The sequence below is a fragment of the Deinococcus fonticola genome (assembly GCF_004634215.1).
Taxonomy (GTDB): domain Bacteria; phylum Deinococcota; class Deinococci; order Deinococcales; family Deinococcaceae; genus Deinococcus; species Deinococcus fonticola.
In genome coordinates this window covers 1-26485 of sequence record NZ_SMMH01000039.1, presented here as the reverse complement: position 1 = coordinate 26485, position 26485 = coordinate 1, and the positions used below count along the sequence as shown (strand labels likewise).

The following is a 26485-nucleotide window of genomic DNA, read 5'->3' as shown; positions in this document are numbered from 1 at the left end:
ATGGGAGTACGTTGCAGCTAAAACCACCGGGAGCCGCAAGGCAGGTGTCTAGGCTGTGGCGCATGACTGGGGTGAAGTCGTAACAAGGTAACTGTACCGGAAGGTGCGGTTGGATCACCTCCTTTCAAGGTCACGTCATGTTCAACATCAGTGCTTCCCAACGCGGAACGATTCTTCGGAGTCGTTCCGCGTTTCTTTTTGTAGTTGTTTGCGATGACTTGTTTCTGGTCGGCTTTTCAGGCAGCCGTGTGCTACTTTCTCGCCATGCGGGTGCGTCTTTCCGTCAACCCTGTGCTTCCTCTGCTGATCCTGGGACTGCTGGGAGCAGCGCTTATGCTCTCCCCTCTTCCCAGGGCGCAGGTAGGCCAGCCACACTCAGCGGTGCTTGTGCTGGGGGCAGCGCAGTACGCCGGAAAACCCAGCCCGGCCTTCAGGCGGCGCCTGGATCATGCTTATTCCCTCTTCGAGCAGGGCAGTGTTTCGCAAATAGTAGTGACTGGTGGCCGTCGTCCAGGTGACCCTTTTACCGAGGGCGAGGTAGGCGTGAACTACCTGGCGGCGCTGGGTGTTCCAGCTAAGCATTTACTGGCGGAGACACGCAGCCGGACGACCATCGAGAATTTGCGGAACGCGATGACATTCCTGCCGCCGGAAACGCCAGTCACCCTGGTCACCGATTCCGCGCATGCGCCCCGGGCGCTGGCCCTGGCGCACGCGCTGGGGTTGAAAGCCAACGTGAATCCCAGTCCACTGAGCAAAAGTCCGGACTGGCGCTACCTGCTGCGCGAGAAAATAGCGTTCGCTGCTTATGCGTTGGTGGGGGTCAAAGGATGACAGGATTTCTGATTTTTATCGTGTTGCCTGTGAGCTTGATTGCCGCGTCGTTTTTCATCAAGCCCTTGGTACAGCCCGAGAAACGCCACGGTGATCCTTTTGGCGCGGGTCTGGCCGCGGGTGGGCTGTTCGGTTCACACGGCCTCACGCCGGACGAACAGGTGAACCGTGAGGAAACCGAGCCCATTCGCTTCAACCTGGACGACGTGAAGGAACGTGAATGAAGTCGCCATTCAACGGCTTCAGTTGCCCCTTAAGCTGGCGGCATGAGCGTAAAGGACAACTTCACGGCAGACGAATGGTTCAAAGTCATGAGCGGCCCCGGTCGCGCGGGCGCAGCGGTGGTCGCGGCCAGCCCCAGCGGCGTGACCGGCCTGATTGCCGAGATGCAGGCCATCGCGGAAAGTGTGCGCGAGAACGTCAGCAAGCAGGGCCGCACGCCCCTGATGGAAGCCATGGCCGCCGACCTGATGGGCAAGGCGCCGCGCCCGGAAGACCTGCCGCAGCAGGACAAGGTCAAGAACATGGACGAAGCTAAAGCGCAGAGTGTGGAAGGCGTGCGCCAGGCCATCTGGGTGGTGAGCAGCAAGGCCAGCCCCGAGGACACGCAGGCGTACCGGGACATGCTGATGCAGGTGGTCGAAAAGACTGCGCAGGCCGCGAAAGAGGGCGGGTTCCTGGGCATGGGAGGCGAACAGATCAACGACAAGGAACGCGCCGTGATGGCCGAGTTGCAGGAGTTGATTCGTGGTACCAGCAGCGCTTCGGTGACGCCAGCCATCAGCGCCCCTTCACCTGATGGCAGCGGCAACAGCAACTGATACGGCTATAAAAAGGGAAGATGATTCGTCTTCTCTTTTTCGAGCGGAGGCGAGTGAAAGAAGTGACGGATTTGGACGGCGCGGAGTGAATTGTGGTGCAGTTCCAGAAATCACGGAGCAGGGTGCAAATCCGTCTAAATCCCTGGCGCGTGGGCGGTAGAGTGAGTGATGAGCGACTCCTCTGCCGTTCCTGCTTTTCGGCTGATCCATGTTCCGGCGCTGGCAAAAACGCCGGGTTACGCGCACCTGGCTGAAGTAATGGGCGGACGCACCGTCTACCTGTCGGGGCAGGTTCCCGTCGATGCCTCAGGCGAACTGGTGGGCAAAGGTAACTTTACGGTCCAGGCGCGGCAGGTGTTCGGGAACATCCAGGTGGCGTTGGCTGCGATGGGCCTGTCTTTCGGGGCGGTGGTGAAGTTGACCGTGTTCATGACGGACCTGACCCACCTGACAGAATTCCGGCCTGACAGAATTTCGGGCTGTGCGCGACGAGTTCGTGGACACGGCGAATCCGCCCGCCAGCAGTCTGGTGCAGGTGGCGGGGCTGGTGCGTCCAGAATGGCTGATCGAGGTGGAAGCCATTGCGGTGGCCCCCTGGGGGTAGACTGGTCAGGTCAGCGGGTGGCGACTGGCGCAGACGGTGGGTTAACCACGGGGAAGCCTCCTGAAATTCAGACTTGATCGTGCGCCTGGGTCAGACACTCCTGCTTTAGGCCGGGTGTCTCTTTTTTTTCCTGGAGAACGAATGACGAAACGAGCCCTGATTTCCGTGAGTGACAAGACCGGCGTGGTGGAGTTCGCGGCCCAGTTGCAGCAGCGCGGCTGGGAGCTGCTCAGCACGGGCGGCACCTTCGCGGCCATTTCTTCGGCGGGGATTCCCGTGCAGCAGGTGAGCGACGTGACGGGTTTCCCCGAAATGATGGACGGGCGCGTGAAAACCCTTCACCCGGCCGTTCACGGCGGCATCCTGGCGCGCCGGGGCACGGCGCATATGGACGAGTTGAGGGCGCAGAAGTTCGGCACGATTGATCTGGTGTGCGTGAACCTCTATCCCTTCCGCGAAACTGTGGCCCGCGGCGCACCGGACGGGGACGTGATCGAGAACATCGACATCGGTGGCCCGGCCATGATCCGCTCGGCGGCGAAGAACCACGAGGGGGTGCTGGTGCTGGTCGACCCGGCGGACTACGCCGTGGCCTTGCAGCAGGAGGTCTCCCCTGCCGAACGCCGCCGCCTGGCCGCCAAAGCGTACCGGCACACCAGCGAGTACGACGCGGCCATTACCGCCTACCTGGAAGGTACGTCGGACGAGTTGCCCACGAAACTGCCGCAGCACCTGACGCTGAACCTGTCGAAAACGGCGGAGGTGCGTTACGGCGAGAACCCGCACCAGCCCGGCGCCATTTACCGCTGGGGCCAGGCTCACGGGCCAGTCATCGACGCGCAGGTGGTGGCCGGAAAACCTATGAGTTTCAACAATTACGCCGATGCCGACGCCGCCTGGAACCTCTGTCAGGAACTGGCAGCGCAGGAAGAAGGCGCGGTGTGCGTGGCCGTAAAGCATGCCAACCCCTGCGGCGTGGCGGTCGCGGAGGACGTGCGGGCGGCCTGGGAACGCGCCCGTGATGCCGACACCCTCAGCGTGTTTGGTGGTGTGGTGGCGGTGAGCCGCGCCGTGGACTTGAATGCCGCACAGGCCATGCGCGGCACCTTCCTGGAAGTCCTGATTGCCCCGCAGGTCACGCCGGACGCCGTGGAGTGGTTCGCGGAGAAGAAGCCTGACCTGCGCGTCCTGATCGCCGGGCCGCAAACGAACCTGAGTGTGCTGGACGTGCGGCCCCTGGTGGGCGGGTTCGCCGTGCAGGAACGCGACACGCGCCCGTGGAGCGACCTGTGCCCCGAAGTCGTGACCACCCGGCAACCCAGCGAGCAGGAGTGGGCGGATCTGCGCTTCGCGTGGGGCGTGGTGAAGGGTGCCCGCAGCAACGCCATTGCCCTGGTCAAGAACGGCGTGACCGTGGGCCTGGGCGCGGGGGCCGTCAGCCGCATCTGGGCCGCCGAACGCGCCATGACCAACGCCGGCGACAATGCCCAGGGCGCCGTGCTGGCCAGCGAAGCGTTCTTCCCCTTCGACGACGTGGTGCGCCTGGCCGCCAGTCAGGGCGTGCGCGCCATTCTGCAGCCGGGCGGAGCCAAACGCGACCCGGAAGTGATCGCCGCCTGCAACGAACTGGGCCTCAGCATGGTGTTCACCGGTTCACGGCACTTCAAGCACTGATGACGGAAGCGCAAGCCCTGACCGGAAAACGCCTGGCCGAGAAGGTCATGGAGCAGGTGCGAACCAACCTGGCTGCCTGGGGAGAATCCGGCAACGCCTTCCAGCCCCGGCTGGTCAGTGTGCTGGCCTCCAGCGACGAGGCTTCCCGCGTGTACGTGCAGAGCAAGGCCCGCCGCGCCCGCAAACTCGGCGTGGATTTCCACAGCGTCGACCTGGGGCCGAATGCCACCCAGGCCGACCTGCACGCGGCCCTGCATGAACTTTCTGCGGACGACTCGGTACACGGCATCGTGCTGGAGTTGCCCCTCTCCCCTGGCCTGGACGCCGATGAGGCCCTGCTGCACATCGCTCACCGCAAGGACGTGGAGGGCCTGACCCCGGCCAACCTCGCGCTGATCGCGGCGGGCCGGGAGCCGGAGGCGATTCTGCCGCCCACACCGCGCTCGGTGCGGTTCCTGCTGCGTAAGGCGCTGGGAGACGACCTGCGCGGCCTGCGGGTCGCGGTGATCGGGCCGGGGCGCACGGTGGGCCGCCCCCTCACCTTCATGCTTAACAATCGGGGCGTGACCGTGACCATCTGCAACGAGCACACCCGCGACCTGACGGGCGTCTTGGCGGGCGTGGACGCCGTGGTGGTCGCCGTGGGACGGCCTGGCCTGCTGAATGCCGGGCACATTCAAGCGCACCACGTCCTAATTGACGCCGGCATCAACGTGCAGCCAGACGGCAGCGTGACCGGCGACGCCCTGCCCCACCTGCCCGTGAAAGCACAGACCCCCGTGCCCGGCGGGGTGGGGCCGCTTACCAGCGCCCTGATGTACCAGAACCTGGTAAGAGCCGTAAAACTGCAACGTGGCGAAACCGTCGAATGACCTGCTGCGCGATGCTGAACGCCGCCCCACGGCAAAGGGTTAGCCTGAAAGCAAAGGAGTTCAAATGACTGCACCCGACCACACCGCGCAGAAACTGGCCGGCCCTCCCGCCGCCGAAGCCCTCCTGAAAGAAACCGCCGAGCGGGCCGCGAAACTGACCCGGAAACCGCACCTTTCCATCGTGCGGCTGGGGGAAGACCCGGCCAGCGTGAGTTACGTGGCGGGCAAGGACGCCAAAGCCAGGGCAACGGGCCTGAGCAGCACTGTTCACGCCCTGCCGGAAGAAACCACGCAGGCCGAACTGATGGCCCTGATCCGGCAACTGAACGAGGACGGAAACGTGAACGGCATTCTGGTGCAACTGCCGCTGCCGAAGCACATCAACGAGGAAGCGGTGCTGCTCGCCATCGACCCGGACAAGGATGTGGACGGCTTCCACCCCATGAACGTGGGGCGCCTGTGGACGAACCACCCCGCCAGCGTCCCCTGCACGCCGCAGGGCGTCATGTACCTGCTGAAGCACTACGGCATCGACCCCGCCGGAAAGCGCGTGGTGGTTATCGGGCGCAGCAACATCGTGGGCCGCCCTATGGCTGGCCTCCTGACGAACGCGCACGCCACCGTGACCGTCGCGCACAGCAAAACGCAGGATCTGCCCGCCGTCACCCGCGAAGCTGACATCCTGATTGCCGCCATCGGCAAGGCGCACTTCGTCACGCCGGATATGGTGAAACCCGGCGCCGTGGTCATCGACGTGGGCATTAACCGACAGGAACGCGAAGGCAAGAAACCCAAACTGCTCGGAGACGTTCACCCCGATGTCGCCAGCGTCGCCAGCGCCATGACCCCCGTTCCCGGCGGCGTCGGCCCCATGACCATCGCCCAGTTGCTCGGGAACACCGTCGCCGCAGCGGAAATGCAAGCGAAACGCTGAGACAAACTGTTAGAAAGAACCAGGCAGTGACTGTGATGTTCACTGCCTGGTTTTTCTGTCCTGATTGCAACTTTCGGCGGATTGCCGAACCGCGCCTGTGCGGCATTCTGATGTTATGGGCCGATTGCTGAGCAGCCTCTTTGTTCTCGTTCTGCTTGGCGTGGCGGCCTACCTGCTGTGGCCGCTGGTGAAGAACGCGCAGCGCTACGCGGCCCTGCTGAACGCCCCGGTGCCCACCGCCCAGAGTTTACCGAACCCGCTTCCGGGCGCGGCACTGGTGGACACGTGGGGCGGAGCGCGCAGTGGGGGGCGCAGGCACGAAGGTATCGACATTTTTGCCAAACGCAACACGCCTATTCGGGCCACGACACGCGGCATCGTCCTGAACGTCGGCCCGAACAACCTGGGCGGTAAGACCGTCACGGTGCTGGGGCCGGGCGGCTGGCGGCACTACTACGCCCATCTGGAACGTTACCCGAACCTCAAGCGGGGAGACTGGATTCAGGCCGGCGAGGTCGTGGGGTACGTCGGAGACAGTGGCAATGCGAAAGGCACGCCCACGCACCTGCATTACGGCATCTATACCAGTTCGGGCGCCACCAACCCCTACCCACTGCTCCGGCGCAGATAACGTTGGCGCAGATGACGTTCAGGTCAGCCGGGCTTTCACGGCCGGCCACTCCTTGCGCGTGATGCTGAACATCACGGTGTCGCGCATGGTGCCGTCGGGGCGGCGCATGTGGGAGCGCAGGACGCCTTCGCGGGTGGCGCCGAGTTTGGCGATGGCGCCCTGGCTGCGGATGTTGCGAATGTCGGTTTTGAGTTGCACGCGCTCCATATGCATCTGCTCGAAGGCGTGCGCGAGCAGCAGCCGTTTCATACGGGGGTTTACGCCGGTGCGCATGTGGCGGGGGTGAAGCCACGTCCAGCCGATTTCCAGCCCACTGTCCTGGGAGCGCAGGTCGCCGTAGCGGGTGGTGCCAGCGAGTTCGCCGTCTACGAGCAGGACAAAGGGCATCTGGTTGGGGGCGTCCAGCGCAGTCTGGTAGTACGCGGGCGTGTTGGGCAGCGTGCCCATCTGGCGCAGTTCGTCGGCGCACTCGTCGGCCATGGCGCACAGGGCGGGGATGTCCTGCGCGGCGAGGGGGCGCAGGGTCACGTTGCCGTCCTGAAGGGTCACGTCGTGCTGCATAAGGTCACTTTAAAGGAGCGCGTGAAGGTGAGTTCTCACCTGGCTGGATGTTGAGACGCCTTTCAGACCTCCGCGCCTACACTCGCCCGGATGAAGGTCTTGATTCTGGGTGGAACGGGCATGCTGGGGTATCCCATCGCGCTGGAGTTTCTGAAGCAGGGGCATGAGGTGGTGGCCGCGGCCCGCAGCGCGGCGAAGCTGGGGCCGGCGTTCGATGACCACGTGAAACTGCACCTGCTGCCGCTGGATACGGCGAGCATGAACGAACTGGCGGCCCTGATGAGCGGCGTGGACGTGGTGGTGCAGGCCTTCGGAGCGGATGACCGCGTGGTGCCGGCGGCCCCGGCCCTGCCTTTTTTTCAGGAGCAACTGGGCGGCGTGACCGAACGCGTGGTGCTGGCGGCCCGTCAGGCGGGGGTGAGGCGCGTGGTGGTGCTGGGGTCTTACTTCGTGACCATGCACCGCCTGCACCCGGACTGGCAACTGGCGCAGCATCACCCTTACATTGCGGCCCGACTGGAGCAGGAGGGACGGGCTTTCGCGGCAGGTGAAGCCGAGAATGGCCTCCCGCGCACAGACGTGATGGTGCTGGAACTTCCGTACATTTTCGGGGTGACGCCGGGCCGCACACCGTTCTGGAAAGAAGTCCTGTTCGACCGCCTGAAAGCCATGTCCTTTGTGATGTATCCGAGGGGCGGCAGTGCCGTGCTGACCACCCGGCAGGTGGGCGAGGCCACCCTGGGCGCGGCCCTGCGCGGCAACCACCGCAAAGCCTACGCCGTGGCGGACGTGAACCTGACCTGGAACGAACTGGTGGGCCTCATTCGCGCTGAACTGGGGCAATCGACCCACGTGCTGAACGTGCCCGCGTTCCTGACCAACCTGCCGCTGAAGCAGGAAGCCGCGAAGCAGCAGAAGGAAGGCCAGGAGGGCGGCCTGAACCTGAACTTCCTGGCTCGCGACATCATGCACCGCGAGTTCTTCGTTGACGCCGAGAAAGACCGCGCGATCCTGGGGCACCAGCCCGGCGGCGTGCCCGAAGCCATCCGCGAGACGGTGCGCGCCAGTTACCCTGAACTGAATAAGGTGGAGTGAGACGGATTCCGATTGAAATTGATCAACGGTTCAATCCGAGCGGACGGGTACAGCTGCTCAGGGAAAGAGAAGGAAGGCAGGTGCTGGACGTGGAGTTTATAACCCGGCTCTTTCCCCGTTGGTCAACGCAACAGACGGCATCCGTATGGGCCTGCTGACCGTCCCAGTGCTCGAACACAAGAGGGTACGTTCCCCGGTGACCGCATGCCTCAGATGTTCAGGAGATCCAGCGCGGCAGCCAGCGACGCGCCCGCTGCGCGCAGAGCCGGCAGGTGCCCAGCGGTATGCACCGCCAGGGCCGCCTGCACGTCGTCCGGCGTGTCGTGGCCTTCGTCCAGGAACCTCACCAGGGCCAGACGCGTGGCAAGGCGCTGCACGTCGGTGGGCGCGCGGCCCACGCGAATCTCCTTACGACGCACGTAGGGGTCGTCGTTGAGCAGGCGGGCGCAGCCAGCCCACGGATTGGGGGCGGCGTACTCCAGCGCACGAATACCGCTCATGCTGACTGCCCCAGCGCATTGTGGGCAAGGTTCCACCGTGGTCAGCACCGTCCATCCATAGCACTCCGGGCGGGGGGTGGCCGGCAGGTTCAGCAGGGCGTTGATCTCGGCGTGTGCCAGGTCATGACCGCCGATCACGCCGCCGTGCGCACCGCGAGGATCGCTCAGGCGGTTGCGGCCCCGCGCGAGCACCTGCCCAGATGCGTCAACGATGCACGCCCCGATGGCGTACGAGCCGGCGAAGGAAGCCTGGGTCACGGGGCAGATACGAGCGTTTCGTGCGTTCCGCCTGCTCGCTGGCATCTGGCGTGGTCACAGCGCCCCCCGGTTTTTCTCGATCAGGTCGTCCAGGGCTTCACGCAGCAGGCTCGCTTCGGTGCGGCCCAGGGCGCCCGAAAGTTTGGCGAGGCGTTCAAGTTGGCTTTTGGGGTAGTAGTTGCTTTTCAAGACCATTTTGCTTTCGACGTAAATGCAGGCCCGGCCCCTTCCTTCGCGTTTGGCGCGCAGCAGGGCTTCGTCGGCGGCGCGGTAAAGGTCGGCGTACTCGCTGGCGTGCGCGGGGCGGGCCGCCAGCCCGACGCTGAGGCCCAGGCTTTTGGGCCAGTGCGGGTCGCGGTGAATATGGAAGTGCTTGATCACCTCATCGAGGAGGATCAGGGCAGTTTCGGCGGCGGTTTCGGGCAGGAGGGCGGCGTACTCATCCCCGCCGATGCGCCCCACACTGCTGCCGCTGGGGAGGCTGCCGGAAAGCAGCCGTTCGACGTCCCGCAGGGCGCGGTCGCCTTCAGCGTGCCCGAGTCGGTCGTTGAGTTCCTTGAAATGGTCAAGGTCGAGCACCGCGAGCGTAAGAGGCGCCGCCCCAAGGTTCTGAAAAGCGGTCTCGAAGGCCTCACGGTTGAGAATGGCGGGTCTGGGCATGGTGTTCCTCCAGCAGCAAGGACGGGTGGCCGGACATCAGCGAACAATCAGATATATATCCCTATTACATATATATGTTTTGCCTAGTAGTTTTCAGGGGGATATGGCTTTTTCTTGTCCCAGCGCAGTTGAGTCGGTTACACTCAGATTCTCAGATTGCAGCATTTGACATTTTTCTTACTCACGTCCTACACTCCAGAGCGGATCACGCTTCCAGACGGCAAAAAGGAGTCTGGAAAGCAGCCGCACAAATTCATTCAAACGGAGGAACACCCATGCTGAAACCACTAGGTGACCGAGTACTCGTGGAAATCGTCGAAGAAGCCGAGCAGAAGACCGCCGGCGGCCTGTACGTCCCCGACACCGCCAAGGAAAAGAGCCAGCGCGGCAAAGTTGTTGCCGTGGGTACCGGCAAGACGCTGGACAACGGCACCAAAGTCGCTATGGAAGTCAAAGTGGGCGACACCGTGTATTTCGCCAAGTACGGCGGCACCGAAGTCAGCCTGGAAGGCAAGAACTACAGCCTTCTGAGCGAACGCGACCTCCTCGCCATCGTCGAGTAAACCATCGCAAAATAAGGTACCAAGGCCCAGCGCCCGTCCCTTTCTTCGATGCCGGCTTTTCCAGCACCGCCCCGAATTCATATCTAAGGAGTACCCATCATGGCTAAACAGCTCGTGTTTGATGAATCCGCCCGTCGCAGCCTCGAGCGCGGCGTGAATGCCGTCGCCAACGCCGTCAAGGTCACCCTCGGGCCGCGCGGCCGCAACGTCGTGATCGAGAAGAAGTTCGGCAGCCCCACCATCACCAAGGACGGCGTGACCGTCGCCAAGGAAGTGGAACTCGAGGACAAGCTCGAGAACATCGGCGCCCAGCTGCTGAAAGAAGTCGCCAGCAAGACCAACGACATCACCGGTGACGGCACCACCACCGCCACCGTGCTCGGCCAGGCCATCGTGAAAGAAGGCCTGCGCAACGTCGCCGCCGGTGCTAACCCCCTGGCCCTGAAGCGCGGCATCGAGAAGGCCGTGGCCGTCGCCATCGAGGAAATCAAGAAGCAGGCCCAGCCCGTCGAGGACAGCGACGCCATCAAGAAAGTCGCCGGCATCAGCGCCAACGATGAAGTCGTCGGTCAGGAAATCGCTGCTGCCATGGACAAGGTCGGCAAGGAAGGCGTCATCACCATCGAGGAGAGCAAGGGCTTCGACACCGAAGTGGACGTCGTCGAAGGCATGCAGTTCGACAAGGGCTTCATCAACCCCTACTTCATCACCAACCCCGAGAAGATGGAAGCCGTCCTGGAAGACGCCTACATCCTCATCAACGAGAAGAAGGTCAGCAACCTCAAGGACATGCTGCCCATCCTCGAGAAGGTCGCCCAGACCGGCCGTCCGCTGCTGATCATCGCCGAGGACGTCGAAGGCGAAGCGCTCGCCACCCTGGTCGTCAACAAGCTGCGCGGCACCCTGAACATCGCCGCCGTGAAGGCCCCCGGCTTCGGTGACCGCCGCAAGGAAATGCTGCGCGACATCGCCGCCGTCACTGGCGGGGAAGTCGTCAGCGAGGACCTCGGTCACAAGCTCGAGAACGTCACCATGGAAATGCTGGGCCGCGCCGCGCGCATCCGCATCACCAAGGACGAAACCACCATCGTGGACGGCAAGGGTGAGCAGAGCGCCATCGACGCCCGCGTCAACGCCATCAAGGGCGAACTCGACAACACCGACAGCGACTACGCCCGCGAGAAGCTCCAGGAGCGCCTCGCCAAGCTGAGTGGCGGTGTGGCCGTCATCCGCGTCGGTGCCGCCACCGAAACGGAACTCAAAGAGAAGAAGCACCGTTACGAGGACGCCCTGAGCACCGCCCGCAGCGCCGTGGAAGAAGGCATCGTCGCCGGTGGGGGCACCACCCTGCTGCGCGTCATCCCCGCCGTCCGTGAAGCCGCCGCCGGCCTGATCGGCGACGAGGCCACCGGCGCCCGCATCCTGATCCGCGCGCTGGAAGAACCCGCCCGCCAGATCGCCGCGAACGCCGGCGAGGAAGGCAGCGTCATCGTGAACGCCGTCATCAACAGCGACAAGGCCCGCTACGGCTACAACGCCGCCACCGGCGAGTACGTGGACGACATGGTCGCCGCCGGCATCGTGGACCCCGCCAAGGTGACCCGCACCGCGCTGCAGAACGCCGCGAGCATCGCTTCTCTGATCCTCACCACCGAAGCGATCGTGAGCGACAAGCCCGAGAAGGCCGCGCCTGCCGCGCCCGCCGGCGGTCCCGACATGGGCGGGATGGACTTCTAAGCAAGAAAAATGTGGCAGGGTTGATAGCAAAACGCTGACAGCCAGCCGCAAAGGCCGGGGCAATTGCTCCGGCCTTCTTCTTTCTTGACGGCCGCTCCGCCCGGCTTCCGGAGAGATTCAAGGCGACAGCTTTCCCCATGATCGAGGAAAGCTGTCACCTTACTCTGAACCCCCACAGACCTGTAGACGATGCCTCTGCCTTCTCGCTGGCGTTACGTTCTCGGTGTCTGACAGTCGCGCGTCAGGGAATTTCCAGTTCTCCGACGAACCCGGCCGGCAAGTCCAGCAACATCTCCAGCGGCTTCTCGCCATGCTTGAGCAGGTACGTCAGGAAGTTCATTTCGCGTTCCTGCGGGATGCCGCCCGGCAGCAGGTGTTTTTTCAGGCGGGTGACCTGCCCGGTCTTGGTGTCCTCGGCGCGGGCCAGGGCGTGCGCGGCGAGGGTCTGGAGGTGTTCGACGCGGGCGGTGGTGCGCTGGCGGGTGCGTTCGGCGGCGCGCACCAGCGTAGGGTCGAGGCCACCGATCTCGCCCGTGATGCGCTGAAGCTGCTCGCTCACGCGCTCGAGTTCGGTCAGCGTCATGGCCCCCACCTTGCGTTCGCTGGCGAGCGCCCGGCCCAGCGTGCCGGCCGGGTCGGCCTGAAACTGCGCGGCGGTGACGCCGAAGCGGCGCAGCAGACGGGCAACATTGGGTTCCAGCCAGGTGACGCTCAGACGCGGCCACAGCAGGGGTTGCTGAAGGCCGTGCAGGGGGTAGATATCCCGGAGTTGCGCGGCGTAGGCGATTTCACCGGGACCGACCACAAAAGCGGCGGTGGGCAGCAGCGAGTCCTGCACGATGGGCCGCAGCCCGGCGGCGGGCGTGAGGAGGCTGGGGTCGCGTTCCAGCGTTCTTTCCAGTTCTTCCCTGGTGTACGTGCGCGTGTCGGTGCTGAACTGTGCGCCATCGAAGCGCAGCAGGCGGCGGTGGTGGCCTTCCTCCTCGATAAACAGGTTGGTGGCCCCGGCGGGGCGGCGCAGTTGTGGGTGAAACCCCTGCTCGTGCAGGCGCCCGGCCGCGTCCTCGATGAGTTCGGAGGACTTCAGGGGGTTTTGCAGTTCGCGGGCCAGTGCGGGGGTCATCAGGCGGGCCAGCGCGGGGTGCAGCGGGTCGAGAACGATCAGCCCGTGTGGCCCCAGCAGGTCGTGCACGAGGCGGGCGAATACGTCCGCAAACGACCCGCCAGCTTTCGCGGCGTTCAGGAGGCGCTGCCCGACCGCTTCCTTGTGCTCGGCGGGGGCGGCGAAGTCCTTCAGGAATTTGCGAACCTGATGGTTGCACCCGGCGCACCACGGCACGCGCCCGATGGGGAGGCCGTGGGGAATGTCCACGCTCAGGTGGTGCAGTTCCTCGTTCATATCGAGCAGGGTGGTCGAGGCGACTTCATCGGCGTCGTGGTCCTGACTGGCGACCCAGAAGATGGGGAGGACGGGCGCCTCCTCGGTGTCGAGGTCTCGGGCCAGCAGAATGGCGTCGGCAGCCTTGTGGACGCTGTACGCCGGGCCGGTGAGGAATCCGGCCTGCTGCCCGGTTACGACCACACGCGAGGCCGGGTGGGTCAGGCGTTCCAGGCCCTCTTCCAGCGTTTTATTCAGCGTGCCCAGGTCGCGGTGGTAGGTGCGCAGGGCTTCGGCCAGGGCGGCGCGGTCGATGTCCGGGCGCGCTTCGGTCAGCGCGGTTTGCAGGCCGCCTTGCAGGGGCAGGCGAATGAATTCGGAGAGGTGTCCTTTGCGGTATTCCGCAGCGACGTTGCGTGCCATGCTTCAGCCTGCCTTCCGGCACCCGGCCATGTCTGGAGCAGCCGTGCCGCCATGCAAAATACACCGCTTTACGAGTAAAACCAACTCCCGGAAATCTGCCCTCAGGAAAGATAGATTTCCGAACTGAGAGCATGTCTGGATAGTCTTAAAGCCTCCGGGGTGTCACGCGTTACCTGAGCGGTTCCTGGGCGGCTTTCAGCAGGCCCGCGCGGTCGGTCAGGATGATACGGCGGTAGCCCAGGTCGAGCAGGCCGCGGTTGCGAAAGTCCCCCAGCAGTTTGGTGATGGTTTCGCGCGTGCTGCCGACCATGTGTGCCAGATCCTGGTGAGACACGCGGTCACGCAGGGCCAGCGTGCCGGAAGGCGACCAGTCGCCCTCACGCTCGGCCAGGGTCAGCAGCGACAGGGCCAGCCGCTGCGACACTTCCAGAAACACCAGCCCCGAGAGCCGTTCGTGAACCCCGCGCATCTGGCGCGTGACCTGCTCGGTCAGGGCCACCGCAATGGCCGGCGACGCCTGCGAGGCGCGTTGCAGCAACTCCTGGCCCAGGCACAGCGCCTCGGTGTCGTCCATGCTCTCGGCGTACATGTCGTAGCGCTGCCCGGAAAGCAGCGCCGACACGCCCAGCAGTGACCCGGGGCCGTGCACGTCCAGGGTAACTTCACGGGCACTCGCGCCCAGGCGGTACAGGCGCACCACGCCGCCGGTCAGCAGATACAGCGTCTCGGCGGGGTCTTCGGGGTGGAACAGCAGTTCGCCGCGTGACCAGCGTCCGGTGCGGCCCGCAGCCAGCAGGTGCGCCTGGGCATCGGCGGGCAGGGCAGAGAAAGCGCCGGGCAACATGCCCAGCAGTATGCCGCACTGCGCCGGGCGGAAGTCAAACCGGTCTGCCTGGCGTGGTCAGCCTGTACAATCCGAACCACCATGAGTTCTCCCGCACTCCGCCAGCGCATCACGCTGTTCGACCTGCCGCTGGATGTCATCTCGTTGTCCCAGACGCTGGATCAGCTGGGAGAGTGGATGTTCCACGCGCCACGCGCCACGCATACCGTCGTGACCCTGAACCCCGAATTCATCGTGCAGAGCCGCACCCAGCCGGAGTTCGTGAAGGTCATGCAGCAGGCCGACCTGGTCACGGCGGACGGGGTGGGCATCGTCTACGCCGCCCGGCAGATCGCCCGGGTGGACGTGCCGCGTGCGCCGGGCATGGACATCACGCGCGGCCTGATGGCCCGGCACGGCCCGGATTTGCGCGTGTTCTTCCTGGGGGCCAAACCCGGCGTGGCCGAGCAGGCTGCCCAGAACGCGGCGCAGCAGTACGGCGTGCAGGTGGCGGGCGTTCACCACGGGTACTTCAAGCCGGACGAGGATCAGCGCGTGGCCGAACTGGTGCGCGACAGCGGCGCCCACCTGCTGCTGACCGGCATGGGCAGCGGACGGCAAGAGACTTTCAACCAGTACTGGCGCCAGGTTCACAACACACCCGTCGCCATCGGCTGCGGCGGCGTCATCGACGTGCTGGCCGGAACTGCGCAGCTCGCCCCGGAATGGACGCGCAAAATGGGCGTGGAGTTCATCTGGCGCATCGCCGGCGACCGCAGCCGCTGGGGACGGGCCCCCAAACTCGCGCAGTTTGTGGCGATGGTGCAGGCCGAGAAGAAGCGGGGCGGGCGCTAGGCCAAAGGAACTGATTGCATCGGCGTTAAGTCGTTTGCAACGCCCGATCCAGCAGCTCCAGCATTTCTTCTACTTCCGCTCCGGTAATGCTGAGGGGTGGGCCGAGCAAAAGGTGGTCGCCACGCACGCCGTCTACCGCGCCCGTGCCGGGGTAGGTGATGAGGCCCAGCTCACGCGCCCGGCCAGCAATTCTCTCGGCCAGCCCGGGGTTCTCGCAGGCCTGTCCGGTGGCCGGATCGCCCAGGATGACGCCGAGCAGGAGGCCCTGACCGCGCATTTCCAGTATGTGCGGGTGTCTCGCCTGCAATTCCTGCAAGCCGTTCAGGAGTTGCTGTCCGCGTTCCCGCGCCGCCCCCGTGAGGTTCTCGCGTTCCACGATGTCCAGCACGCTTAACCCGGCGGCGGCACTGACGGGATGCCCGGCGTAGGTGAAGCCGTGCTTGAACGCCCCGGAGCCCTGCATCACCGTGTTGTACACGTCACCCGAAGCCATCAGGCCCGCCAGGGGCGCGTACCCGGCCGCCAGCCCCTTGCCCAGCGTGATGATGTCCGGCGTCACGTCGTCATGGAGTTGCACGGCCAGCGGCGAGCCGCAGCGGCCCATGCCAGCCATGACCTCGTCGGCGATAAAGAGAATGCCGTACTCGCGGCAGATGTCCGCGATGCGGGCGTGGTAGCCGGGGTTCGGCGCGAGGGCCGCGTCGGACGCGCCCACCACGGGTTCGCAGATAAAGGCCGCCACGGTGTCCGGCCCGGCTTCCTGCAGCACCGCGCGCAGGCGTTCGGCGTCGTCCGGGCCAGGCAGGCTGGGGTTCGGTTTCGGCATTTTCGGCCAGGCCCCTTCGCGCATCAGGGGAACGTACAGTTCCCGCCGCGCCCCCATGCCGGAGGCAGCCAGGGCACCCAGGGAAGCGCCGTGGTAACTGGGCACGCGGGTAATGATCTTGAACCGCCCTGCCTGACCGCGCTCGACGTGGTACTGCCGGGCCAGTTTGATGGCGCTTTCGTTGGCCTCACTGCCGCCCGACACCGCCCACAAGCGGTACTCCGGCAACTTCAGGAACGTTGCCAGGCGCGCGGCGTACCCTTCGAGCACGTCACTGGAAAACTGTGAACCGTGCGCGAAGGCCAGTTTCGAGGCCTGCGCCGCCATCGCCTGGGCGACTTCCGACCGGCCGTGGCCGATATTCGCCACCAGCGCCCCGGAACTGCCGTCGAGAAAGCGGTGCCCCTGGTCATCCCACAGGTACACGCCCTCGGCGCGCACGGCCACCGGATAAGTCTTCTTGCTGCGGTAAAAAACGTTTGACACCAGAGAAACTCCTTTACAGGTTGAGAGGCAAAGGCGAGGGCGGCCTCAGCCTCTCCTCTACAGACGGTGCTCGATTTCCAAGTCGTCACATAACAGAAGGGGCTGCCCGGTTCACCAGGTGTCTCCCCCACTGGGTGGGGGCCACAAGCCCAGGGCCTGGCGAATGTTCACGACCTGGCCCAGGTGGTACACGCTGTGCCCCGCAAAATTCGTGAGGGCCACGCCGTAAGGCTGCCCTTGCCGGTCTGTTGTCAGGATAAAAGCGTCATCTCTGGCGTACTCGCGCAGTCTCGCCGCGTCTTGCTGAAAAGCTGTTTTCACCTCTTCCCAGTTGCCCGGTGCCGGCCAGCCGCCAGCCGCGTGCTCCGGCGTGGGCGGGTTCTCGCCGCCGATGACCCGCAACAGGTACGCCTGCCAGAACTGAACATGAGCCACCACCTGCGCCACCGAGTGCGGCAGGTGCGGCGGCACGCGCCCGGCGTCCTCGGCAGTCAGGCCCTCGAAGGCCCGCTCCCAGGACACGTTCGCCGGGCCGCCCCGGTAAAGGTTCCCGACGGCCTTGCCAAACACGTCACAGAGACCCGGTTCTTTAGAAGTTTCGTCGGTCACATGTCCCCCTTCTCGGCCCCGCCCCACCGCTGGGGAGGGAGAAAATTGCTTTACCAGGTGTCGCCGCCGCCCGCTGGGGGCCACGCGCCGATGGCCTGCCGGGTACTGATGACCTGCCCGAAGTGGTGCGCGGTGTGCAGCGCCATATCCGCCAGCAGTTCCCCGATGGTTTCCTCGTGGTTCACGGGATTGCTCAGGTCGGGCCGGGCCGCGTGTGGGTCGATGCGGGCCAGCAACTCATAAAACTCGTTCTTGACTTTGCTCCATTCGCCCGAGCTCACCTCGGGCCAGGTGTCCGCCGCGTGCCTGGGGTACGGCTGGGCCTGGCCCATCTCGATGATGTCCAGCATCCAGCGGTTCCACCAGTTGATGTGCGCCACCAGCCCCGCCACCGTGTGCGGCAGGTGCTCGGGCTGCGTGGTGGCCTGCTCGTCGGTCAGGTCGCTCAGGGCCGCTTCCACACCGACGAACGCCTGCCCGCCCCGAAACAGCTTCGGGAGCAGGCGAGCGAAAGCGAGTTGCGAACGAACATTGCGGTCTGGATCAGTCATGGTGCCCAGTTTCTCATAAGCCTCCCGTTTGTTTCGTGCTCCCTCCGGAACAACGCCGGAGGAAGCACTGCACTTCCGGGACGCTTTTTCTTCCTGCTCCTTCCAGTCGGGTTGAACAGTTATGGAAAGACTGTTCAACCGGAATCCTGAGCAGATGAACGTGGGTGGTAGCGTCAACTCATGGCAGCACAGATAAAAACCGCGTCGGAACTGGGCCTTGCCCTGAGTCAGGCCAGCGATATTCCGGAGGTGATCGGAGCCCTGTACGGCGCTGACGCCCTGATCCTGACGGAGGCTGATTTCTCAGAGGAATTCCTGAACCTGAAAACAGGCCTGCTGGGCGAACTGTTCCAGAAACTCGTGACTTACCGCCTCCCGACGGCCGTCATTGTTCCGGACTTCGGCGCGCACGGCGCACGCTTCAGCGAACTCGCGCACGAGCACGCCAGGCACCCGCAGGTCAGGTTCTTCAAGACCGAGGAAGAAGCCCGGAAGTGGCTGGAACACCTGGCCGGGTAGCCGCCCGCTGAAGCGCCGTCCAAACCCTCTTTTACTTGCCCCCGTAACGGAAAAAGAGAAGATATTTCATCTTCTCTTTTTAGAGCCGTCTCAGTACTTCTGCGCCGTGGTCTTGGTCTGCATGAACCAGAAAAGGTAGTCGGGGCCGCCCACCTTGGCGTTGGTGCCGCTCATGCCGTAGCCGCCGAAAGCGTGGGTGCCGCTCAGGGCGCCGGTGCATTTGCGGTTGATGTACAGGTTCCCGAAGTGCATCAGGCGGCGGGCTTCGCTGATCTTGGCGGGGTCGCGGCTGTAGAAAGCGGCGGTCAGGCCGTATTCGCTGTCGTTGGCCAGGTCGATGGCGTGCCGCCAGTCGCGGGCGCGGCTGAAGCTGAGCACCGGGCCGAAGATTTCCTCCTGAAACAGCGGATCAGTGGATTCCACGTCGGCGAAGATGGTGGGCTGAATGTAGCCGCCGGACTTGCCGGGCACCTCGGCACGTTCGCCGCCGCACATCAGCCGGGCGCTGTTCTTGCCGGCCTCAATGTACTTCATGACGCGCCCGGCGCTGTCCTCGTGAATGACCGGGCCAAGCGGCGCGTTGTCCTCGGGAAGGCCCACTTTCAGCCCTCTGGTCAGGTCGACGACTTTTTCCAGCAGTTCGTCGTACACGCTGTCCTCGGCGATCACGCGGCTGCACGCGCTGCACTTCTGGCCGGCGTACCCGAAGGCGGAGGCCACGATGTCGCGGGCGGCCACGTCCAGGTCGGTGTCGGCGCACACCACGGTGGGGTCTTTGCCGCCCATTTCAGCGATGACGCGCTTGAGCCACTTCTGGCCGGGGTGGACTTTCGCGGCGCGTTCGTAGATGCGGCAGCCGATCTCCTTGCTGCCGGTAAAGGCGATCATGCGGATGTCGGGGTGGTCGACCAGGGGATCACCCAGGATGTCGTCCTGGCCGGTCAGAAACTGAATGACGCCCGCGGGCAGGCCGGCTTGCAGCAGCAGCTCGACCATCAGCCAGCTCGACAGGGGCGTATCCCCGGCGGGTTTCCAGATGACGGTGTTGCCAGCGGCAATGGCGCCGAGGGCCATGCCCAGGGGAATGGCGCTGGGGAAGTTCCAGGGGCTGATGCAGGCGACCACGCCCAGCGGTTCGTACATGGTGGTGACGTGCTCGTCGGGCATGGGGTACACGGGTTTGCCCTGCGCCCACTTCAGCGTTTCACGGGCAAACACCTCGAAGTGATCCACGCTTTCGGCCACCTCGCCGTCGGCTTCGGCCCAGTTCTTGCCGTTTTCCAGCGACATCACGGCCACGAACTCCATGCGCCGCTCGCGCAGCAGCTGCGCGGCGCGTTTGAGGAGGCTGGCCCGCTGCATGGGGTCACTGAAACGCCAGTCCTCGAAGGCGGTCTTGGCGCTGCGGATGGCCTGGTCGCGCTGCTCGGCGCTGGCGTTCGGGAAACGCCACAGCACCTCCTGCGTGTCGGCGGGATTCAGCACGTCGAAGGTGTCGCTGGCCTCCACTTTTTGCCCACCGATGAACAGGGGGAAGGTCTTTCCGACATAGTTTTGCCGCACCTGCAAGAAAGCGTCGCGCTGCGCCTGCGCCACCTGCGGGTCGGTGTAATTGAAGTACGGTTCGTGCTCGAAGGGCAGCAGGCCCGCCATCAGCGTTTCGGTCATAAGCATCTCCTCGTGGGTTGAAACAATGGTTCGAGGCCGAGCGTAACACGGTGGCAAGAAAGCCGAAAGTGACGCTAACGCACGGCAAAAATAGCCTTCACCAGACTGTCAAGCAGGGCCGGATCGGCCAGCAGACTTTGCAAATGCAAACCAGCGCAAGTGAGAAAGGCCAGACAAGTGAGGGCAGGTGGGTCTGGACGCCCTTCTCTGCGAGGGAGGCGACTTATTGCTGGTGCCGCATTGCTTCTCTGCGTTACACGTCCCATCAGGGCACAGGGAAAAACCAGTGTCAGACCGGTATTTTTCCACTCAGCAGTGACCCATCACCCCGCTTTTTCCACGTTTTCCCCCCAACCCCGTCATTTGTGTGCATTCCCCCCCATGTGCATTGTCTCTGGCACGCTATTCTGGCGGTCGTGCCCGAGTTGTCCGCGCCCTTTGACCCCACCGATCACGGCATGTCCGAGTTGCGGGCGCTGATCGCCGATCGGCCTGCCAGCGAGGTCAAGCGCGTGGAAGACGCCTACGTGTTCGCCCGCGAGGCGCATGAAGGCGTGAAACGCAAGAGTGGCGAGCCGTACATCACCCACCCGGTGGCGGTGGCGGTGATTCTGGCCAAACTGGGCATGGACACCGAGAGCCTGATGGCGGGCCTGCTTCACGACACGGTGGAGGACGTCGAGGGCGTGGATTTCGAGTCGATCGAGCGTCAATTCGGCCCGGACGTGCGCCGCATCGTGGAGGGGGAAACGAAGGTCAGCAAACTGTCGAAGCAGGGCAGCCAGCAGGCCGAGGTGGCCCTCACCGGGCGCGACATGCAGGCCGAGAACCTGCGCCAGATGCTGATCGCCATGACCGCCGACATCCGCATCATCGTGGTGAAACTGGCCGACCGGCTGCACAACATGCGGACGCTGGGCAGCATGAAACCCGAGAAGCAGCAGCGCATCGCGCGCGAAACCATGGAGATTTTCGCGCCGCTGGCGCACCGGCTGGGCATCGGGCGCATCAAGTGGGAACTGGAAGACCTGAGTTTCCGTTACCTGCACCCGGCCGAGTACGAGTACCTGACCTCGCGCCTCCGCACGCGCCAGGAAGAACGCGAGGCACTGATCACGCACGCGGTGGCGCAGCTGCGTGAGGCGCTGGAAGACGATCTGGAGTTGCCGGAGTGGGTCTCGGACATCGACATCACCGGGCGCAGCAAGCACCTGTGGAGCATTCACAACAAGATGCAGAAGGAAGGCAAGGCGCTGGAGCAGATTTTTGACCTGCTGGCCCTGCGCGTGATCCTGACCGCGCGTGAACTCACGGTGCCGCCCGGCACCGACGAAAAACGCCGCGAGCGCGCCGAGGAAACCCGCGAAAAGCGCGTGTGCTACCACACCGTCAGCATCGTTCACAGCATGTGGACGCCGCTGCCGGGGCGCTTCAAGGATTACATCGCCGTGCCCAAACCCAACGGCTACCAGAGCCTGCACACCACCGTGATCAGCCAGAGCGGGCAGCCCATCGAGGTGCAGATTCGCAGCAAGCGCATGCACGAGGTCGCGGAGTACGGCGTGGCCGCCCACTGGATGTACAAGCAGGGCGATCAGCTGGCGCAGAAAGACCGCGAGAACTGGATCTCGCAGCTGCGCGAGTTGCAAAACGAGATCAACGACGCCAGCGATTACCTGGACGCGGTGAAGACCGACATCCTCTCGCAGCGCGTGCGGGTGTTCACGCCCAAGGGCCTGGCCGTGTCGCTGCCGGCGGGCAGCACCCCCATCGATTTCGCGTACCACATCCATACCCGCGTGGGCGAGACCGCCGTGGGTGCCCGGGTCAACGGCAGCATCGTTCCGCTGGCGCACAAGCTGAACAACGGCGATATGGTCGAGATCGTGACCAGCAAGAACGGCAAACCCAGCAAGGACTGGCTGAATTTCGCCGTGACGCGCAGCGCCCGCACAAAAATCCGGCATCACTTCAGCAAAGAGGAACGGCAGGACGCCCTGAAAAAAGGGCATGACCTGCTGGAGCGCTACCTGCGTAAGCGCCAGCTTCCGGTGCGGCAACTCATGCGCACCAAGATTCTGGAGGAAGCCACCCAGAAACTCATGGGCACCCGCAACCCGGACGACCTGTACCTGGCCCTGCACGCCGGCAAAACCACGCCCGCCGTGGTGGGGCGTATCCTGTCGCCCAGCCTCGCGCAGGAACAGGCCGCCGCCCTGCCGAGCCGCCGCAGACTGCCCGCCCCGCAAGCCCACGAGCCGGGCGGCGTGTACGTCGAGGGCTTCACCACCTCCACGAAACTGGCCAACTGCTGCTCGCCCATGCGCGGCGACCAGATCATGGGCTACCTGACCCGTGGCCGGGGCGTCAGCGTTCACCGCCTCGACTGCCCCAACATGATTCGCCTGTTGAAAGACGAGGCGGAACGCTGCGTGGCCGCCAGCTGGGACGCCGGCACCACCGGCAGCAGCATTGTCGAACTGGACGTGGTGGCCCCGGACCGCAGCGGCCTGCTGGCCGACGCCCTGCGCGCCCTGACCCTGCTGAAAGTCAGCCCCATGAAAATCGAAGCGGGCGTCAACGCCGAAAACACCGCCCACATCGGCCTGCGCCTGGCTGTGAGCGGCAACGCCGAACTGGAACGCATCCGCAACGCCCTGATGAAAGTCGAAGGGGTAAAGGACGTCATTCGTGGGGGGCGCAAAGCCCGCAACGGAGCCAGCGGGTAACAGGCAGTTTAAACTGGTGTGATGAACGTTCCCCTGGCCCGTGCCGGCGCGCCCGCCTCGATGTGGTGGGTGCTGGGGCTGGCGGTGGCGACTTCCGCCATCCCCATTTTCATCCCTGACCCGCATGGGGAAGCGGGGCTCTGGCGCTTCTTTCCGCTGGTGTTGACGGCGGGGCTGCTCGCCCTGGGGGTCATGCTGCCCCGCCGCCTGGCTTACGCACTGGAACCGGACGCGCTGGTGGTCTCGCACATGACGGGCCAGACGCGCCTACCCCTGAACGGCATGACCGTGTGGCGCACGGCGGGACATCTGGGGTTGAAGATGGGCGGCACCGGCCTGCCGGGGTACTACACCGGGAATTACCTGTTTCATGCCGACGGCTTGAAGAATGTGCTGGCCGCATCATCGGCCACGCGGGGCGGCGTGATCGTGCAGGCGAACGCGAAAGCCTATTTCCTGACGCCCGCTGACCCGGAGGCCTTCGTGGCCGAGCTGGCACAGCGGGGCGCTGTGATCAAAGAGAATTAACTGTTCAGGATGTCCAGTTGCTCAAAGGCCCCCGGATAAAGCGCCACCAGGCCCCGAGCATCCAGGATGATCTCGTTGCGGTAACCGCTGGTCAGGTTCTCGTAGCGGTAGGTGTGCGGGCTTAAACGCGTGTACCTTTGCGGGACGGGGCGCGCCTTCAGGTCAGGAATGCCGATCCAGACCACCAGAAGCTCAGCCACCGCACCAACGGCAAGGTTCAGACGACGCAGCGGTATGGAATTCGTGAACGGTGTGGCGCTGATGTCCACATCCGTCGCTCCCCGCAGGTCGCGGCGCTCGTGGCCTTCTGCGTCCCTCCAGAGGCCCCCGGCATCCCGCGTCAGCGTCAGGCGGGCACCACCGGCGACCACGGCGGCCACCCGTTCAGGAAAGCGGCCGTGCCCAATCTTCACGCTGTAATTCAGGGCGTAGCCATGGGCATCGAAGGTTTTCACCACCGTTCCGGTGGCCTGCGACCAGGGCTGCAAACTCAGGTGTTCGAGGCTGGTGGCGTCAGGATCGAGGCCGCGCCAGATGGTGTGGGTGTCGGTCATGCTGCCCTGATTTGAACTTGTGGACAGGCCCCGTGCAAGTGTGATCCTCACGTCACCTGGTCACGCCAGAGCCGTTCTCCAAATTCCGTCAAGCATGGAAAGGCACCCACCTGACTCTATTCTTCGTCCTGCTGACTTAAATTTACTCGCGCCGCTCGGCCAAAAAGCCCTGCGTTCTTCTGGCAATGCTCTAAAGTCAGGCCATGACGCTTTTGCTCGTCCCTGATCTGGGAGATCTGTTTCGGTTGCAACCGCAGTTCAATGCGGGGACGGTGGTGGAGGTGCTGCGCTCCCTGGGGGCCTCGCGGGTGTTGTGGGCCAGTGGGCCGGACGCGGATCACCCGCTCAGAGACGCGCTGCCGGCGGCGGGCATCGAGATCGTGGAGGGCTTCGCGCCGGACTGGGCCTGGGCGCAAGCCGATCAGGACAAACTGGCCGAGTATCTGCAACAGTACCCCCAGGGCCGTGAGCGCCTGCGGGCGGCGGGCCATTCGGAACGGGTGTTCGCGGAAGTGCTGAGCGCTCCCCTGTCGCCGGCGACGGTGCTGGGCGAAGGGGTCATGCAGGCGGTCAGGACGTACCACGACACCTTACGCGAGCAACTCGACGAGGGGCCGGGCACGGTGTGGCGCGAGAAACGCCTGGGGGAACTGGTCAAGGCGCTGGAGGGGCAGTCCGGCGCGGTGCTGGTGTCGCTGGACGACCTGCCGCGCCTGCTGGAGTTGCTGCCCGGCGCGGGGACGCCCGACCTGACCACCTTCCAGCCCGGCGAAACCAGCCGCCTGCGGGCGCTGGCCGACCGCGCCTGGCAACTGGGCGAGGACGACGACCTGAACGCCCTGCTGGACGCCCTGACCCGCGAAAGCGGCGACGCCGTGACGCCGAAAGCCGAGCTGGACGCCGCCGCCGCCAGCATCTACTTCGCGGCGGGTGAACTGACGGCGGCGCGGGCAATGCTGGAAAAGGCCGCGCACGCCCTCACCGACGACCTGCCGCGCAGCCTGGCGGGCCTGACGCTGGCGCGGCTGGGGCAGGTGCGCGACGCGCTGGGTGAGCGTGAACTGGCGCAGCGCACTTACCGGGCGGTTCTGGCCCTGAATTACGCCCCGCAGGTGGCGCGCGACGTGGCCGAGGCCGGGTTGAAAGCGCCGTTCCAGCTCGATTTAGGCCAGCCGGAATAGACTGGCTCCATGCTTCAGGAAACGACGGTCAACCAGCTTCAGTACCTGCTCAAGACCCTGCGGGACGGTCAGAAGGGCTTCGCAGACGCCGCCGCGCACGCCACTGACCCGGCGTTGGCCGACCTGTTGCGCCGCCGCAGCGGGCAGCGGGCCGAGTTCGAGGAAGCCGTCCGGCAACGCATCATCGACCTGGGCGCCCAACCGTTCGAGCACAGTACCCTGGGCGCCGCCCTTCACCGCGCCTGGTTGAACGTCCGCGACGCCGTGGCCGGACGCGGGGACTACGCGGTGGTTTCCGAGTGCCAGCGCGGCGAGGACATCGCCGTTCAGAAGTATGCAGATGTTCTGAGCGAAATGGACATGCCCGCCGACTTGCGGGCGTTCATTCAGCATCAGTTCGCCGCCGTGAAAGCCAGTCAGCAGGAACTGGCGGACTTGAAACAGAAGTTGAAAGCGCAGCAGTGACCGTCAGGAACGCTTCAGAACGGCTGTCCAGGTCATGCACTCGGAAAGGGGAACAGCGGGCGTCCACACCTGCGCGTCAGGGTCGTAGTGGCCGCCGGGACGCGCTTTAGTCAGGGTCAGGCCCGTTCCATTCAGCAGCAAAAGGAAATCTGCGGGCGAGTAGCACCGGAGCGTTTGCGTTCGCGCGGGCTGGCCGTCAGGGGCGTAAGTGTCGGTCATGCGGTTGCCCTCCGCATCGAAACCGTAGGTTTGTCTGGAGGGTTGCGGGGTCGTCCACTCGCGGCTGTAACCAGCATATTTCGACCAGTACCACGGGCTGAATACCTCGATGAAGGCTGTGCCAGTCGGTGTGAGCCAGTCATGCACGCGCCGGAGCAGGTGCTGTTGCCCTGCGTCGTCGTCAATGCCGAAACCGTCCCAGTAGCACACCACATCAAATGCGCGTGGCAACGGCACCGTGTAGAAATCGCCTGTCACTGCCTCGAGGGTCACGCTATGCTCAGCGGCCAGTTTCAGAGTATGCGCCGTGCCGGAAGGACGAAGTTCCAGCGCCGTGACCTGAAACGCCCGTGCGGCGGCCACCGCAAACTGCCCGCCGCCGGCGCCCAGTTCCAGCAGTGAACCCGCGGGCACAGCCTCCTGAATTTGCTGCACACACTCGTAATGGAAAGGATGCACAGGGGCGCTGTAACACCCCGTCAGTTGCTGCTGCAACTCGTAAAAAGAATGGGCCCAATGCGCCACGTCAAACCTCCTGAAAACACGAGAAACTTTCCGCCCGCACAAAAACGACGCTGGGGCGGTTCACGGTGAATTCAGTGGATTTGACGCAATCTCACAGGTGATCTCCTTGGAAGTGAGGCCAGTTTAACGGCCCTCCGGGGGCGTAAGCCAGGACGCTTACCCAGTACGCGCCGCAGCTCTAGCGAAACTGCTTAGGAAGAGATACAGGCAGGCGTTTAAGCTCCTGGCATGAGCCGAGTCGTTTTCATGTGTGGCCCGGCGGGTTCCGGGAAGACCTCACGGCGATTAGGGGTTGACAGGGCCGAAGTTCTGGAAACGGAGATTATAAGCGATGAGGACGAGCGCGACCTTCAACCGCAAGCTCCAGATGGTTTTCACCTGTCCCCAACGCAAGCCACGCCC

At 64.6% G+C, this 26485-nt stretch carries 28 protein-coding genes, 1 rRNA gene, 2 pseudogenes and 1 riboswitch; of the genes and pseudogenes, 19 read left to right on the top strand and 12 right to left on the bottom strand.

Annotated elements, in window-relative coordinates; genetic code table 11:
• The 10 genes and pseudogenes from E5Z01_RS16755 to E5Z01_RS16715 form a co-directional block, all read left to right on the top strand.
• Positions 1-125: ribosomal RNA gene (locus tag E5Z01_RS16755) — 16S ribosomal RNA — on the top strand; the annotation flags it as partial.
• Between the two features lie 208 nt (positions 126-333).
• Complete coding sequence (locus E5Z01_RS16750; protein WP_240738515.1) at positions 334-834, top strand: YdcF family protein; 501 nt, start codon at positions 334-336, stop codon at positions 832-834.
• Positions 831-1058: a hypothetical protein gene (locus E5Z01_RS16745; protein ID WP_135230403.1), complete on the top strand. Its 228-nt coding sequence runs from the start codon at positions 831-833 to the stop codon at positions 1056-1058. The genes E5Z01_RS16750 and E5Z01_RS16745 overlap by 4 nt, the downstream gene beginning before the upstream one ends.
• Positions 1059-1100: 42 nt before the next feature.
• Entirely contained in the window at positions 1101-1655 is a 555-nt protein-coding gene (locus tag E5Z01_RS16740) for a hypothetical protein (protein ID WP_135230402.1), read from the top strand.
• Positions 1656-1823: 168 nt separating this feature from the next.
• A pseudogene (locus E5Z01_RS20315) lies at positions 1824-2054 on the top strand (RidA family protein); the annotation flags it as partial.
• A gap of 82 nt (positions 2055-2136) precedes the next feature.
• Complete coding sequence (locus tag E5Z01_RS20075) at positions 2137-2259, top strand: RidA family protein (protein ID WP_240738514.1); 123 nt, start codon at positions 2137-2139, stop codon at positions 2257-2259.
• A gap of 10 nt (positions 2260-2269) precedes the next feature.
• Positions 2270-2357, top strand: a riboswitch (ZMP/ZTP riboswitch).
• Between the two features lie 43 nt (positions 2358-2400).
• Entirely contained in the window at positions 2401-3933 is a 1533-nt protein-coding gene (gene purH, locus E5Z01_RS16730; protein WP_135230401.1) for a bifunctional phosphoribosylaminoimidazolecarboxamide formyltransferase/IMP cyclohydrolase, read from the top strand.
• Positions 3933-4805, top strand: coding sequence for a bifunctional 5,10-methylenetetrahydrofolate dehydrogenase/5,10-methenyltetrahydrofolate cyclohydrolase (locus tag E5Z01_RS16725; protein ID WP_135230400.1), 873 nt, complete (start codon positions 3933-3935; stop codon positions 4803-4805). Before purH ends, E5Z01_RS16725 begins: the two co-directional genes overlap by 1 nt.
• 64 nt (positions 4806-4869) lie before the next feature.
• Positions 4870-5739 carry a bifunctional methylenetetrahydrofolate dehydrogenase/methenyltetrahydrofolate cyclohydrolase FolD gene (gene folD, locus E5Z01_RS16720; protein WP_135230399.1) on the top strand — a complete coding sequence of 290 codons (870 nt, stop codon included), beginning with the start codon at positions 4870-4872 and terminating at the stop codon, positions 5737-5739.
• A gap of 115 nt (positions 5740-5854) precedes the next feature.
• Entirely contained in the window at positions 5855-6370 is a 516-nt protein-coding gene (locus E5Z01_RS16715) for a M23 family metallopeptidase (RefSeq protein WP_135230398.1), read from the top strand.
• 18 nt (positions 6371-6388) lie between these two features.
• Here E5Z01_RS16715 and E5Z01_RS16710 read toward each other — a convergent pair whose 3' ends face one another.
• Positions 6389-6931, bottom strand: a complete 543-nt coding sequence (locus E5Z01_RS16710) for a GNAT family N-acetyltransferase (RefSeq protein ID WP_135230397.1) — start codon at positions 6929-6931, stop codon at positions 6389-6391.
• Between the two features lie 90 nt (positions 6932-7021).
• Here E5Z01_RS16710 and E5Z01_RS16705 point away from each other — a divergent pair, with 90 nt between their 5' ends.
• Positions 7022-8026, top strand: coding sequence for an NAD-dependent epimerase/dehydratase family protein (locus E5Z01_RS16705; RefSeq protein ID WP_135230396.1), 1005 nt, complete (start codon positions 7022-7024; stop codon positions 8024-8026).
• 209 nt (positions 8027-8235) lie between these two features.
• Here E5Z01_RS16705 and E5Z01_RS16700 read toward each other — a convergent pair whose 3' ends face one another.
• Together E5Z01_RS16700 and E5Z01_RS16695 are read right to left on the bottom strand one after the other, a co-directional pair.
• Positions 8236-8784, bottom strand: a complete 549-nt coding sequence (locus E5Z01_RS16700; RefSeq protein WP_240738513.1) for a nucleoside deaminase — start codon at positions 8782-8784, stop codon at positions 8236-8238.
• A 54-nt stretch (positions 8785-8838) separates the two neighbouring features.
• Entirely contained in the window at positions 8839-9444 is a 606-nt protein-coding gene (locus tag E5Z01_RS16695; RefSeq protein WP_135230394.1) for a GGDEF domain-containing protein, read from the bottom strand.
• 275 nt (positions 9445-9719) lie between these two features.
• On the opposite strand from E5Z01_RS16695, the gene groES reads away from it, so the two are divergent.
• Both groES and groL read left to right on the top strand, forming a co-directional pair.
• The gene (gene groES / locus E5Z01_RS16690; RefSeq protein WP_119762867.1) at positions 9720-10007 is read left to right on the top strand and encodes a co-chaperone GroES; all 288 of its coding nucleotides are present in this window, start codon (positions 9720-9722) and stop codon (positions 10005-10007) included.
• A gap of 99 nt (positions 10008-10106) precedes the next feature.
• Positions 10107-11744 (top strand): chaperonin GroEL, encoded by a 1638-nt coding sequence (gene groL, locus E5Z01_RS16685; protein WP_135230393.1) that lies wholly within the window; start codon positions 10107-10109, stop codon positions 11742-11744.
• 241 nt (positions 11745-11985) lie between these two features.
• Here groL and bshC read toward each other — a convergent pair whose 3' ends face one another.
• Together bshC and E5Z01_RS16675 are read right to left on the bottom strand one after the other, a co-directional pair.
• A complete protein-coding gene (gene bshC / locus E5Z01_RS16680) occupies positions 11986-13545 on the bottom strand; it encodes a bacillithiol biosynthesis cysteine-adding enzyme BshC (RefSeq protein ID WP_135230392.1) in 1560 nt (519 codons plus the stop codon).
• Between the two features lie 169 nt (positions 13546-13714).
• Complete coding sequence (locus tag E5Z01_RS16675) at positions 13715-14389, bottom strand: Crp/Fnr family transcriptional regulator (protein ID WP_119762873.1); 675 nt, start codon at positions 14387-14389, stop codon at positions 13715-13717.
• Positions 14390-14470: 81 nt separating this feature from the next.
• On the opposite strand from E5Z01_RS16675, the gene E5Z01_RS16670 reads away from it, so the two are divergent.
• Complete coding sequence (locus E5Z01_RS16670) at positions 14471-15223, top strand: WecB/TagA/CpsF family glycosyltransferase (RefSeq protein ID WP_135230391.1); 753 nt, start codon at positions 14471-14473, stop codon at positions 15221-15223.
• A gap of 25 nt (positions 15224-15248) precedes the next feature.
• Here E5Z01_RS16670 and E5Z01_RS16665 read toward each other — a convergent pair whose 3' ends face one another.
• The 3 genes from E5Z01_RS16665 to E5Z01_RS16655 all read right to left on the bottom strand — a co-directional run bounded on the left by E5Z01_RS16665 (position 15249) and on the right by E5Z01_RS16655 (position 17695).
• Positions 15249-16535, bottom strand: a complete 1287-nt coding sequence (locus tag E5Z01_RS16665; RefSeq protein WP_135230390.1) for an aminotransferase family protein — start codon at positions 16533-16535, stop codon at positions 15249-15251.
• A 111-nt stretch (positions 16536-16646) separates the two neighbouring features.
• Positions 16647-17144 carry a DinB family protein gene (locus E5Z01_RS16660; RefSeq protein ID WP_135230389.1) on the bottom strand — a complete coding sequence of 166 codons (498 nt, stop codon included), beginning with the start codon at positions 17142-17144 and terminating at the stop codon, positions 16647-16649.
• Between the two features lie 50 nt (positions 17145-17194).
• Positions 17195-17695: a DinB family protein gene (locus E5Z01_RS16655; RefSeq protein WP_135230388.1), complete on the bottom strand. Its 501-nt coding sequence runs from the start codon at positions 17693-17695 to the stop codon at positions 17195-17197.
• Positions 17696-17875: 180 nt separating this feature from the next.
• Between E5Z01_RS16655 and E5Z01_RS16650 the strand changes: the two genes are divergently transcribed.
• Positions 17876-18214 carry a DUF4180 domain-containing protein gene (locus E5Z01_RS16650; protein WP_135230387.1) on the top strand — a complete coding sequence of 113 codons (339 nt, stop codon included), beginning with the start codon at positions 17876-17878 and terminating at the stop codon, positions 18212-18214.
• Between the two features lie 90 nt (positions 18215-18304).
• On the opposite strand, the gene E5Z01_RS16645 is transcribed toward E5Z01_RS16650, so the two are convergent.
• A complete protein-coding gene (locus E5Z01_RS16645) occupies positions 18305-19882 on the bottom strand; it encodes an L-glutamate gamma-semialdehyde dehydrogenase (RefSeq protein ID WP_135230386.1) in 1578 nt (525 codons plus the stop codon).
• 458 nt (positions 19883-20340) lie between these two features.
• On the opposite strand from E5Z01_RS16645, the gene E5Z01_RS16640 reads away from it, so the two are divergent.
• Together E5Z01_RS16640 and E5Z01_RS16635 are read left to right on the top strand one after the other, a co-directional pair.
• A complete protein-coding gene (locus tag E5Z01_RS16640; RefSeq protein ID WP_135230405.1) occupies positions 20341-22611 on the top strand; it encodes a RelA/SpoT family protein in 2271 nt (756 codons plus the stop codon).
• A gap of 21 nt (positions 22612-22632) precedes the next feature.
• Positions 22633-23139, top strand: coding sequence for a PH domain-containing protein (locus tag E5Z01_RS16635; RefSeq protein ID WP_135230385.1), 507 nt, complete (start codon positions 22633-22635; stop codon positions 23137-23139).
• On the opposite strand, the gene E5Z01_RS16630 is transcribed toward E5Z01_RS16635, so the two are convergent.
• Positions 23136-23693, bottom strand: a complete 558-nt coding sequence (locus E5Z01_RS16630) for a putative glycolipid-binding domain-containing protein (protein WP_135230384.1) — start codon at positions 23691-23693, stop codon at positions 23136-23138. The two genes, E5Z01_RS16635 and E5Z01_RS16630, sit on opposite strands and share 4 nt — an antisense overlap.
• Positions 23694-23896: 203 nt before the next feature.
• Between E5Z01_RS16630 and E5Z01_RS16625 the strand changes: the two genes are divergently transcribed.
• Positions 23897-24874 carry a hypothetical protein gene (locus E5Z01_RS16625; RefSeq protein ID WP_135230383.1) on the top strand — a complete coding sequence of 326 codons (978 nt, stop codon included), beginning with the start codon at positions 23897-23899 and terminating at the stop codon, positions 24872-24874.
• Positions 24875-24883: 9 nt separating this feature from the next.
• Positions 24884-25339 (top strand): PA2169 family four-helix-bundle protein, encoded by a 456-nt coding sequence (locus E5Z01_RS16620; protein ID WP_135230382.1) that lies wholly within the window; start codon positions 24884-24886, stop codon positions 25337-25339.
• A gap of 3 nt (positions 25340-25342) precedes the next feature.
• On the opposite strand, the gene E5Z01_RS16615 is transcribed toward E5Z01_RS16620, so the two are convergent.
• Together E5Z01_RS16615 and E5Z01_RS20070 are read right to left on the bottom strand one after the other, a co-directional pair.
• Positions 25343-26083: a class I SAM-dependent methyltransferase gene (locus tag E5Z01_RS16615; protein ID WP_135230381.1), complete on the bottom strand. Its 741-nt coding sequence runs from the start codon at positions 26081-26083 to the stop codon at positions 25343-25345.
• A gap of 285 nt (positions 26084-26368) precedes the next feature.
• Positions 26369-26485: pseudogene (locus E5Z01_RS20070) on the bottom strand (IS982 family transposase); the annotation flags it as partial.